General features: G+C 37.5%; 8 protein-coding genes. 1 reads left to right on the top strand and 7 read right to left on the bottom strand.

The window, feature by feature from the left end; all coding sequences use genetic code 11:
- The 4 genes from J0N78_RS03625 to J0N78_RS03640 form a co-directional block, all read right to left on the bottom strand.
- The gene (locus tag J0N78_RS03625) at positions 1-2,160 is read right to left on the bottom strand and encodes an acetate--CoA ligase family protein (protein WP_209121659.1); all 2,160 of its coding nucleotides are present in this window, start codon (positions 2,158-2,160) and stop codon (positions 1-3) included.
- Positions 2,161-2,221: 61 nt separating this feature from the next.
- The gene (locus J0N78_RS03630) at positions 2,222-4,108 is read right to left on the bottom strand and encodes a TRAP transporter permease (RefSeq protein WP_209121660.1); all 1,887 of its coding nucleotides are present in this window, start codon (positions 4,106-4,108) and stop codon (positions 2,222-2,224) included.
- Between the two features lie 29 nt (positions 4,109-4,137).
- Positions 4,138-5,190 carry a TAXI family TRAP transporter solute-binding subunit gene (locus J0N78_RS03635; protein WP_209121661.1) on the bottom strand — a complete coding sequence of 351 codons (1,053 nt, stop codon included), beginning with the start codon at positions 5,188-5,190 and terminating at the stop codon, positions 4,138-4,140.
- 61 nt (positions 5,191-5,251) lie between these two features.
- Entirely contained in the window at positions 5,252-5,809 is a 558-nt protein-coding gene (locus J0N78_RS03640; RefSeq protein ID WP_209121662.1) for a helix-turn-helix domain-containing protein, read from the bottom strand.
- Between the two features lie 270 nt (positions 5,810-6,079).
- Between J0N78_RS03640 and J0N78_RS03645 the strand changes: the two genes are divergently transcribed.
- Positions 6,080-8,110, top strand: coding sequence for a cell wall-binding repeat-containing protein (locus J0N78_RS03645; protein ID WP_209121663.1), 2,031 nt, complete (start codon positions 6,080-6,082; stop codon positions 8,108-8,110).
- 111 nt (positions 8,111-8,221) lie between these two features.
- Here the strand turns inward: J0N78_RS03645 and J0N78_RS03650 are convergent, their stop codons facing one another.
- The 3 genes from J0N78_RS03650 to J0N78_RS26340 all read right to left on the bottom strand — a co-directional run bounded on the left by J0N78_RS03650 (position 8,222) and on the right by J0N78_RS26340 (position 12,385).
- Positions 8,222-9,727 carry a cell wall-binding repeat-containing protein gene (locus tag J0N78_RS03650; protein WP_209121664.1) on the bottom strand — a complete coding sequence of 502 codons (1,506 nt, stop codon included), beginning with the start codon at positions 9,725-9,727 and terminating at the stop codon, positions 8,222-8,224.
- A 771-nt stretch (positions 9,728-10,498) separates the two neighbouring features.
- Entirely contained in the window at positions 10,499-11,296 is a 798-nt protein-coding gene (locus J0N78_RS03655; RefSeq protein ID WP_209121665.1) for an SGNH/GDSL hydrolase family protein, read from the bottom strand.
- A gap of 321 nt (positions 11,297-11,617) precedes the next feature.
- Positions 11,618-12,385, bottom strand: a complete 768-nt coding sequence (locus tag J0N78_RS26340; protein WP_307794899.1) for a FadR/GntR family transcriptional regulator — start codon at positions 12,383-12,385, stop codon at positions 11,618-11,620.
- Positions 12,386-12,429: the final 44 nt, after the last annotated feature.

Genomic DNA, 12,429 nt, shown 5'->3' on the forward strand with positions numbered 1-12,429 from the left:
TTACTCCCCTCTCCCATTGACTGCTGCACCGATTTTTTTCTCTTCTTTTCCTTTGATTACCGCATCTAAGATTTGAATTCCCATTCCCTCTTGGTAAACGGCAACAGGATTCATTTCAAGCTCTGATATTTTATCTTCAAGCGTATAAGCTAAATCTCCTAGATTAGTTATAAAATTAATGAGGGCTTCTAGATCGGCTTTTTCTTGTGAACGATAACCTTCTAAAAGCTTATAGCCTTTTAGCTTTTTCAGGGATTTATTTATATAGTTAGTATCAAATGGAGGCTGGAGAATCACATAGTCATTTAATAATTCTGTAAAAATCCCTCCTAGACCGACTACTATATTCGAACCAAAATTCTGATCTACACTCACACTGATCAACATTTCACATACTGGTTTGGCCGTATTCATTTTTTCTACCATGATTCCTTCGATTTCTAACCGATTAATCTTTGCTGACACATTATTCATGATCGACTGATACCCTACAGCAACTTCTTCTTCATTCACTAAGTTAAGACAAACCCCGCCAAGGTCACTCTTATGGAGGATGTTTTTCCCAACTACTTTCAGCACTACAGGGTACCCAATAGAATTAGCGATGGCTATTGATTCTTGTTCAGAATTAGCAGCATTGGACTGAGGTACTGGTAGATGAAATTCATTTAAGATGGCTTTTGCATCAACTTCATTCAATGTAGCTTGCGACTTTAATTTATTTAAAATCCGAGATGTATTCTCGGTTAAAGGAATTTTACTAGTCTCCAAACGGTCAACCACCTGAGGCTCAGTTGTATTCATGTGATAAACAGAAGAAACGGCACCCACAGCTCTGTTTAAATCACCGAAAATAGGAATCGATTGCTCTTGTAAAATATTAATAACCTCTTGATTGGCTAACCCTGCCACGACTACAGGTATTTTGCTTTTCTTGGCGACATTACAAATAACATCCGCATATATTGGTCCACGACCCTCAGATAATAGGAAATAACCAAAACAGAATAACGCCACATCGATATTAGGATCATTAACCATCCCCTCTAATAACTGTTCCAATAGTTTTGGATCATCCAAACCTTGTGCGGTTGGATCTAAAGGATTATCGGCTCCAGCAAATGAAACCAATGATTTGATTTTACTTGATGTTTCTTTATGAAATACAGGGACGTTTAAATTCTGTTCAATACATTTATCTGTTGCCATTACACCAATTCCGCCTGATAACGACATGATCCCTACGTTGTTTCCTTTGATATTGATATTTTTTGAATATAAATTGGCGATATCCACCATCGACTCTATATCATCACATCTAATAACATTATATTTTTCAAATAACGTATCATATATTTCATCATTGCCTACCATGTTTGCCGTATGCGAAGAAGCAGCTCTTTCACCTTCTTGAGTTCGGCCTACCTTACACGCAAGAATCACCTTACCATTAAGAGCGGCCTTTTTAAGTCCTTCTTCTAATTTTTTTCCGTCTCTACAACCTTCTAAATAAGTCATAATGACCTTTATTTTTGGATCCACGGCAAAATAAGAAATACAATCAGCAACGTCAACCATTACTTCATTTCCAGTACTCACTAAGACCCCTAAATCCATTTGACTTTGTACGCCTAAAATAAAACTATAAGCCCCGATCGCGCCGCTTTGTCCTACAAATGCAATGGGACTGTTATTAAGTTCATTTTCTTCTAAAATGGTTGTATAGGTTCCAATAAATTCGTTTTGATTAATAACTCCCATACAATTGGGACCAAGTATAGTTAGCCCACCATCTTTTGCGATTTTTGTCATTTTATTTTGCATTTCAATGCCTTTATCATCAGCCTCTGCAAAACCACCTGAAAAGATAATTGCACCTTTAACCCCAATACGTACCGCCTCTTCTATCACACCATATACTTTTTCAGAGGGTACACAAAGTATGATTTGTTCTGGTGCTTCTGGCAATTCCGTAATACTAGGAAATGCTTTTAACCCTTGAATATCCTGATAGTTTGGGTTGATTGGATACACTTTTCCTTTATAATCACTTGCTAATAAAAATTTTAAAGCTCTGCCCCCTACTTTCTTTATATTCGGACTTGCTCCTATTATGGCAACAGAAGCTGGATTAAAAATACTTTTTAAACTATACGTCATAGCTATCATCCCTTTCAGTTGTGTACAACAATAATAGTCGTAAGTAATATTGAATTGAATACTATATACTGCTTTCCACTGAAATGTTAGAACTATTTTCTTTTTTGATTTTCCTATGCTCCATAAAGATGACGATTAAAAATAATAGGATACCTAATAAATCTAGTAATAGGTTCGGGGAAACTAGCAATAAAGCTGCTACAAATAAACAAACTCGTAATACCCCATCTAGACTTGCCCTATGGAACCCTTGTATTCCAGCGGCGAGTGAGTAAATACAAATAATGGCTAAGAACACCTTCCAAACAATTGACAATGTTGAACCTATGAGTAGTACTTCTGGATTGTAGATAAAAATGAAGGGTACGATAAAACATGGAATAGCTATTGCAAAAGCGATCCACCCCGTTTTAACAGGATTTGCTTTAGCAATACCAGCAGCTACAAAAGAGGCTACGGCTACAGGTGGAGTTAACACAGATAGTATGGCAAAGTAGAATACAAACAAATGAGCTGCAACTGGTACGATATCAAACCTAGTAATCAAAACAGGTGCTATCGTTAATGAAACAATAATATAACCAGCTATGGTAGGTAAGCCCATACCTAAGATAATCGAAGCAATCATCGTAAATACAATGAGTAGAATGAATACACCTGATGCTAAAGAAATTAACATCCCACCAAGTGAAACTCCTAACCCAGTAATATTTAGAACCCCTATGACAATACCAGCCAGAGCACAAGCAATGGTTACCAGGACCGTATCCTCTGCTCCACTCTTTAATGCTTCAAAGAGCTTTTTCCAGGAAGGCTTGAAATTCTTTAAAAAGAAACCTAGCACTAATAATGTTACGATTGCTAGAAATGCTGCACGACCAGGGGAATACTGTAAATAAACAGCTACTACTAATACAATGATAGGAATAATATAGAGCCAGCCTTCCTTCATCGTATTTTTAAAGTTAGGTAACTCTTCCTTTTTCAACCCTTTTAGATTAAGCTTAGCGGCTTTAAAATCTACTGCTAAATAAATCGCTAAGAAGAAAAGCATTGCAGGTATGAACGCTGCTTTCATAATTTCCCAGATAGGAACACCTAATGTTTCCGCCATGACAAACGCTGATGCTCCCATTATAGGGGGGAGAATTTGTCCCCCCGTGGAAGCTGATGCTTCAACTGCTCCAGCAAAGGTTGATGGATAACCATTCCGTTTCATTAGTGGAATCGTTATCGAACCTGTACTTGCCACATTTGCTGTAGCAACACCATTAAACATCCCAGTTAAACCACTACCTATAACGGCAATTTTTGCTGGACCTCCTCGAACATAACCGAACAAAGAACTCGATAAATTCATAAAGAAATCCCCCGCACCCCATAAACGCAGAAATGCTGCAAAAATAACAAACTGAATAATCGTTGTCGATGCCACATTCATGACAATTCCCCAAATTCCTTGAGTGGTTAAAAATGTTGTTGTTAATAGTCTCTCCATCGAGACACCGCTATGTTTAAAGATCCCTGGCAACATAGGACCTGCCAATGCATAAACAATAAACATAGAGACAATAATTGAAAAACCCCATCCTAATGTACGAATTCCGATATAAATTAATGAACCTACTAATGTAGCCCCTAATAGGTATTCATAATCTAGGGGGATTCCATATCTCCTTACAATTTCATCCCACTGAACAATTAAATATATACAAGGGTAAGCAGAAATTAAAGCCAAAACCAAATGAAGTACTTTTCCAAATAACGTTTTAGATTTTTTAGCATAAAAGACATATGCCCATAAGAGAGCTCCTAATAATAGTAAACTACGTTGAATGACGGCTTCAAAGGCACCAAAGTAAGCTGTATACAAAAAGATGAATGCTGTCAAAACAGCTATACCATACTGTAAATAATAGAGTATTCGATCTAAACCTTCATACTTCATCTCTGCCCACATCCCCTTAACCATTTATATTATTCATAGGGAGCATAATCAATCCCTTTCTCTTCTAAGTACCGTATTACGCCTGGATGCCAAGGAGCCGTTGCACTACCAAATGCTACTTCTAATGTACTAGTCGGAATAATACTATGCATTTCATCGGCTTCCTCTTTATTCTCCCAGAAAGTCTTCGTTATGTTATAAACCGTTTCTTCATCTAAATCCTTTGTTGTCACCCACTCAACATTGGTTGCAACAACTTGAATAGATTCTTCTAAACCTTCATAGCTACCACCAGGAATTTCGGATAACACATAGTAGCCAGGTGCTTTTTTGGAAGCCATTTTATCAAAAGATTCATCGGTCATTTCTAACCATTTTAAGTCTCTACTTCTTGATAAATCCATTAACCATGCGGTTCCAGGACCTGCTTGGAAAGTCATGACATCAATATGTCCATCTCTAAAGGCTGTATCTTGTTCTTCTGGAGTCATAGCTCGAATATCTACATCATCTTCAGAAATATCGTAAGCCTTCAATAACTCTATAAGCATGATATAACTACTACTACCAGGTGCACCCGCCCCAATCGTCTTACCTGCTATGTCTTTTGGCGTATCAATCCCTGAATCCTGGGTAACAACCATATTAAATGGTGTAGGGTACATATTCCACATCATTCTTAAATCATCAAATGGCTCTAACGTTTCAAAAGGACCTACTGCTTCCCTTGCATCGATTGTCGTACTAGCTACTGATACAGCGATGTCTATTCCCCCATCATAAAGCTGCCTTACACCATCAACCGTCCCACTTGTCTCCTGGATTTGCAAGTTCATGTTGTCTGTATGGGTACCCATAATATTCCCTATGGCAATGCTGTAAGCAAACGCAGTTGAACCAGAGGTAGATCCACCTACTGAGAAATTTAACGGTTGAGAATTAGATCCATTATCATTATCGGGTTGGTTAGATCCCTCAGAGCTAGACGAGTTATCCGAACTACATGCTGAAATAAAGAAGATTGTTACTAACGCTAGTAGTGCCAATAAAATACGATTACGTTGTTTAAAAATTCCAAACATAATTATTCCCCCTAAAAAGTTATTTTTATTTCTTGTAACCGTTTTCAAAATTTCAGATTTATTAATTTATTATAAAGATGACTAAAACTTGAGCCTCCTGATTGTTTTTGGATCGAAACATATGCTCCTTATCTCCGTGATAATAGGCACTATCACCTTTTTCCAGCTCAAAAATTTCATCTCCATAAATTAAATCAATCGCTCCTTCTATCACAAATGCAAATTCTTCCTCTTGGTGAGAAAATGGCAACTTTTTTTCCGTATCAATAGGCACAGTTACTATAAAGGTCTCTATTTTTTTAAACTTCTTCCGATTGGCTAATAATTCGTAGTGATAGCCAAATTCGTTAACCTTTGAACCAACTTTAGGGCGTTCAGACTTTTTAATGATATTTAGTTTATTTTCGCCCTCTTCCTCCTCCTCAAAAAACCAAGATAGTTTCACATCTAAAGCTTTTGCGATTTTTGATAATGTAGCGATGGGTATTGATATTTTTCCATTTTCGATTTTTGAAATCATCCCCTTTGTATAACCACATTTTTCTGCTAACTCTTCTTGTGTTAACTTCAAATACTTTCTCAGGTTCTTAACTCTTGCTCCGATTTGTTGTTGTTCCATTACTACATCTCAACTCCTGCATTTAATTCAACATAAATTTCAAATCATTCAACCTGAGTTGAATTATACAGAGTATATTTTTGAATTTCAACACTTTTCTGAATATTTTATTTATTTTTTCGAAAGCACGGGGACGGTTCTCGTGCTTCCAACACGTACTCTCTCTATAAACCGTGAAACAAGATTTTTCGAGTTTGTTCGGGGTGTCACTGTGACATGTTTAAATCCCCCTCCTTATGGTGAAATTATCTCATGAGGAGGGAAGATCGAATGGATATATTTACACACCACGAATTGGTTCAAGGCAAAGATGGATATTCGATTATACTACATTTAAATACGAATTCCACCGAATTTTCCCGTGAACTGATTGATATAGATAAACCAGAGGAAAAAACAGGGCTATTAGATAAACCCATTAAAGAATATCTAAAAAGTACTTTTCCAAGTCTTAAAATCACCTCTGTAAAAGTAGTCATCGGAACAATGCTTGTCGCTTCTTTTACACTATCTGATGAATTTTCCGTAAAAGCTCAAGCTAATGGTGAAAATGATGGAAATGGTGAAACCCAGCAAGTCAAAGCACAACAGCTAAACGCCATAGAATTATCGGGGCAAAATCGTTATGAAACGAGTGTAGTTATTTCACAGCACGGCTGGGCTAATGGCTCAGAAGCCGTCATTTTAGGACGAGGAGATATGGCGATTGACGCGCTCACTGGTAGTGTTCTCGCGAAAAAACACCAATCCCCCCTATTACTTACTCAGTCTGACCGTTTGCCACGAGAAGTAGAGCAGGAAATTGATCGTTTAAAACCAAAGACCATCTATATTACGGGAGGAACAAGCGCTGTCTCCAGTCAAATAGAAAATCAGCTTAAACAAAAGGGGTACTCAGTCGTTCGGATCAATGGTGACAGCCGATACGATACTTCAGTAGAAATTGCCAAACAATTAAATAATAATGAGGAATTGATTTTGACATCCGGAAGTGAAAATTCTCCTGATGCATTATCAGTGGCCCCCTACGCTGGATTAAGCCAAATCCCAATCTTATTTACCCAAAAAGATAAATTGCCAACATCCGTCTTGCAATACATAAACGATAAAAAAATAAATAAAGTGACGATCATCGGTGGGGAAGCTGCCATTTCAAATCAAGTTCTCGACCAATTAAAGCAAAATGGGGTTACGAGCATAGAACGAGTCTCTGGACCTAATCGCTATGAAACAAGTGTTGAAATCGCCAATCGTTATCGTGATGTATATCATTCAGGTCAAGTATTCGTGGCAAGTGGTGAAAGTTTTATTGATGCTCTTCCAGCTTCCCCACTAGCTGCGATGTCGAATGCCCCCATTATATTAACAGGTAAAAATAGTATTCCTGCAGCAGTACAAGGGTGGTTAACGGAAAAAGATGATCGAATATCACAAGTAGCTGTATTAGGAGGGACTGGAGTGATCTCAACAGCAGTTCGGGATGGTTTAAGAAATAAAGGGATTATACCTACACCTAACACCTCCCTCCAACTAACGGAGTTTTATTCTGTTCGGTCTGGTGATACATTGTGGAACATTTCCAATCGTTACGGAATTACAGTCAATGAGTTGAAGCAATTAAATAACTTAACCTCTGATCAAATTAATATTGGTCAAGTGTTGAAGGTGCCTCAATTGGATAATGGCCATTCACAGACAGCTGAACAAAAAACGCTTACTTATACTTCACATACGGTTCAAAGTGGGGACAATATGTGGGACTTAGCCATCCAATATGGGGTGCCTATGCATGAACTTCTTCAAGTCAATAACCTAACGTTAAACAGTACTTTAAGTATCGGTCAAGTACTGACCATACCTGTCCATCATATTCCTGTAAAGCCTGTCGTAAGCTCTAAGCACGGGGAATTATTAGATTGGTGGACGGAAGCTCGATATGTTTTTTCAACAGGCAAGACAGCAACGATTACAGATTTCCAAACCGGCAGAACATTTCAAGTAAAGCATACGATGGGAGGAAATCATGCCGATAGTGAGCCGTTAACCGCACAAGATGCGCAAATCATGAAAGAAATATGGGGAGGCAGCTATTCCTGGACACCAAGGGCGATTATAGTTGAAGTCGATGGTAGAAAATTGGCGGCAGCGATGCATTCTTTTCCACATGGTGACCAGGTGATCCGAGACAATAACTATAATGGTCACTTCTGTATCCATTTCTTAAACAGCCGAAGACATAGCGATGACCGTATTCAAGATACTATGCAAGTCCAAATTGAAATCGCAGCTGGGCAAAGATAAGCGCAATCGAAATGACCTTCAATATTCTCAAGCTAACAATAAACCAATAGAGGAATATAATTAAAAACCCTTTCTCCACACATGAGAAAGGGTTGATGTTGAAAAGAAATTTTATTTAATCAATGATTCACTTACGGCTAATTTTCCACCGATAATTGTAAAATCACTTAAACCATTTTCTTGAATCGTAAACCAAACCTCTTCTGGCATACGGTCTGGGGTTACTAATAACACAGGTGCATGTTCTTTAGCGGCCAGTACAGAACTTGATAATGCATCTGCAAAATTATATCCTGTAGCAACATACGCTTTATTTGAGTCACTTCCGAATTTTTCATAGATTTTAGAAACGGTATCAAAACGATTCGTGCCTGCAATTCGCTCACCATTTGGAAGTTGCGATAACACATTATTATTAATAGCAACTTCTCCACCAATTACAATTCCCTTTGTAAAACTTTTTACAGCATCTTTTGTTGCTTGAGGAAGCTGGTTGGACGAAGTGAGTAAAATCGGATACCCGTTGCTTGCTGCATACGAAGCAACACTTAATGCATCTGGAAAATTCCCACCAGACGTCAAGACAAAAGTATCTGAAACAGACTGTAATTGTTCGGCAATTTTAACAGATGTTTCATATCGATCCCGACCTGCAATTCGTTCAATATTAAGTTTCATTGCTGCTAATTCTTTCTCAACTTCACCAGAAACCGCTTGCGCTCCACCTAAAATGATGACTTTACTAGCTCCTAACCTTGCAATTTCATCTCTAATTTTTCCATTAAGACTGCTGCCAGAGTTTAATAGAATCGGTGCATCTAACTCATAAGCAAGAGGGGCACCTGACAGAGCATCAGGAAAGTTGTTACCACTTGCGATAATGGCCGTTTCTGCTCCATTTGGCCATCCGATGTTTGAAATCTGAATAGAGGTTTCAATCCGGTCAACACCTGCGATTCGATTTTTCGTATTAGATTGAACAGACGACAACCACACAGTAGAATTATTGTTTTGGCTTACTACATATGATTTCTCCTGTTCCTGTGCAACAGAAATCGCTTCTTCTCTAGAAGGTAAGGTTTCTAATAAACCGCCATTCACATTAAAAACATCGTAAAATTGTTTTGGTTGCTTAATTTCTTTCGGTTGTTCCTGTTTTTTCGGTTCTTCAATAATGCGCTTAGCACCTAACCACCGCGGGGCCCAATACGAATTACTAAGAGACGTTATAGAAATTCCTTTGGATGACGAGGCATGAATAAATTGATAATTGCCTATGTAAATCCCAGAATGCGATAATCCGCTTCGATATGTATTTTTGAAAAAAACCAGATCTCCGGGCTGTAATTCATTTCTACTAACCGTCTCACCTACCCTGTATTGAGTATCCGTTGTCCTCGGCAGTGTAATCCCTACTTGTGCATACACATGCTGAGAAAATCCTGAACAGTCAAAGCCACGAGGTGTCGTACCGCCCCACTTGTAAGGGGTTCCAATGTATTGTTTAGCAATTTCTACAACTCTATCATTTGTCGATGCAGATACGAGACTAGGTAAAAAGAACACCAAAAACACTAAAAGACATGTAACAAAACTATAGGGAAGCACTCTTTTCATTGCAAAATAACTCCTTATACCTATTTCTATTTCTCTAATAAGTATAAATGATATTTACTAGATTTTATTTTACAATTCGATTACATTCTTTTTTTATCGACAAAAAAATGGTAGTTGAGATAATAATATACAGTAGTTAACTCATTTTCCAAAAAGGAAAAGTAAGAAAAACCGGGCAAAAAACATCCGGTCCTTTTTTGTCTAGAGAATATTTGATAATTTATATTCTACACCATGTACTTCTTTGTAATACTCTGGATACATTTCTCCCCCACATTTTTCGCATGAAAACATACGAGGAATGGCAGCACTTTTGCCTGTATTTGACCGACTTTTTGAAATGGACACATCTCCTCGCAGTCTTACATTTGATTTTTTTGCACGTCCCCCTTCATTTAACGGAAATGAAGAGGGGGAATTTTACTTTCTGGTGTTTTTTTCAACTTTTAGACTTTTATTTTCAACTTTTAGACTTTTATTTTCAACTTTAAAACTTTTATTTTCAACCTTGAGCATTATATTTTCAACTTCAGGCCATTTATCGATTTCTCGACACCAACAGTCAAAAGTCGACACGCTCTATTTAAAAAAAGCTACCAGCATCTTAGCTTCTGGTAGCTTTTATCCATTTATTTGTTTATAATTTCCAAATTTCGGACAATATTCTTCATTCAATCATGTAGTTAACTGTCTCCATTTTACCTTTATTATAATCATTTAACAGACTATCGACGTACTGATTTAGCTTCGACATGCTTCTTTCTCTTCAACTTATTTTCCTGTAAAATATTCTATCACAGCACTCGCCCACACTTCATGTCCTTTTTGATTCGGACGCGTACGGTCTATATAATCTAGTATTGCCTCGTCTGTAATATCAGGCCACGCTTCCCAATGATCAATGTACACGTAGCCTTGAGTTTCTGCAAACTCTTCTAATTCAGAAACCTGACTGAAATAATAGTTTGGGTTATAAATAGGATTCGGTGGCTGTAAAATGACTAGCACCTCAGGCGAATTTGCTTGTATTTCTGTAACAATCGTTGTAATGTTCGACAAGGTCAGATCCATTGTCGCATTACCATTATCATTTAAAAGTAAAGGTTCAAACAGAAGAATATCCGGGTGAAACTGAGCCACTTCGCTATGAATTCTAGACTCTATCACTTCGTATGTAGTACGATTTCCTACTTCAAAAATTTGAACATCAAACAATTCTTCCCCATAAGTGGACTTTAGTTCGTCAATGACTAAGTTAACCCAAGCGGTTTCCGTGCCTTCTGCAGTTGCCATTGCATTTGAACCAAATATAGCAAGGTTTATACTCTCATTATTTGCAATCGCATTGATTAACTTATCTTGCAAATGTGGGTCTATCCCATCAATGATCTCCAGTTCCATTTCTCCCTGCAGCGGCTCTTTCTGGTCATGTTGAGAGCTTACAGGTTGACCTATCGTTTCTTTCGCTTCTTTTGCAATCTTATTTAGCTTTTGATCATATTGCTGCTTTCCAAAGATCAACAACGTAACACAAAGTAATAGTATAAGAACAAATAAAATATTTTTCATAACAATCTCCTAACCCTTTATTCCATCCTCTATTATAACGAGTTTCGGTCTACTCGTACATAAATATTGTTAATTTCCGTAACGTCAAAGGGAGTCATATACCAATGAGTTGTGTCACAATGAGTGGAGTCAACAACAATTGCGAAACAATGAGCGGTTTCAAACACCTGTAGTTGATTATAGTAAAGGTGCCTGGGAAAGCACAAGAACCGTCCCCGTGCTTCCTCCCCGTGCTTCTCCCAGTGACGGAATACTAAAAAGAGCTGTTCATAAGAATAGAAAATGCTTCCTATGACAGCCCAGATATACATAAAACATATCTTAATGATCTTGTTCTTTCTGTTTTATATTTTCTTGAATTTCTAAATTTTTATAGACATGATCGTACATTCTTTCTCTAGCTAATTCCTGATCATTGTTTTTGATTGCTTCCAAAATACCTAACAAATCTGTATATTGTTGTAACCGCCAATCTTCATCTTCTATGCATTCAATGATTAAGGATGACTTCCTAATTATTCCATATATTGCTAACATGATGGCAATCCGAATTTGGTTATGAGTCGAATACGCAATTTTTTCATGAAATGCGATATCCAAATCAACTAGCTTTGACCATGTGGTTGAAGGTTTGCCGGCTTCTTGTTTAAACTGCTCAACGATTACATTTAATTCCTCGATTTCCTCTTCAGTAGCTCTTTTAGCTGCCCACCAAGCAGAATCCGCCTCAAAGTTTGCTCGAAATTCTGTTAATTCTAATGTAGAGGCTCCACGGAAACGAATTAGTGCTTCCAAGGCACGACCAGCTTGATCGGGATTAGGTTCTGAAATAAAGGAACCACCATTTACCCCTCTACGAATTTCGAGAAGACCTTCTGATTCTAATACACGTAAAGCTTCTCGAATCGTTGGTCTACTAACACCAAAGACATCCACTAGTTCTCTTTCATTCGGTAATTTATCACCTACTTTTAACTCACCTTGAGAAATTAAGTCTTGAATTTGAATAACAATATCTTCAAAACCTCTAATTGTTTTAACGGTTTTAAGATTTAGTCCAGGTTTTATGATGAAACACCTCCTTTTAATGAATTATAAATTATGATTTAAGTGAACAAATGTAGCCTTTAACC

The organism is Alkalihalobacillus sp. BA299 (genome assembly GCF_017745675.1).
Lineage (GTDB): Bacteria > Bacillota > Bacilli > Bacillales > Bacillaceae_F > Alkalihalobacterium.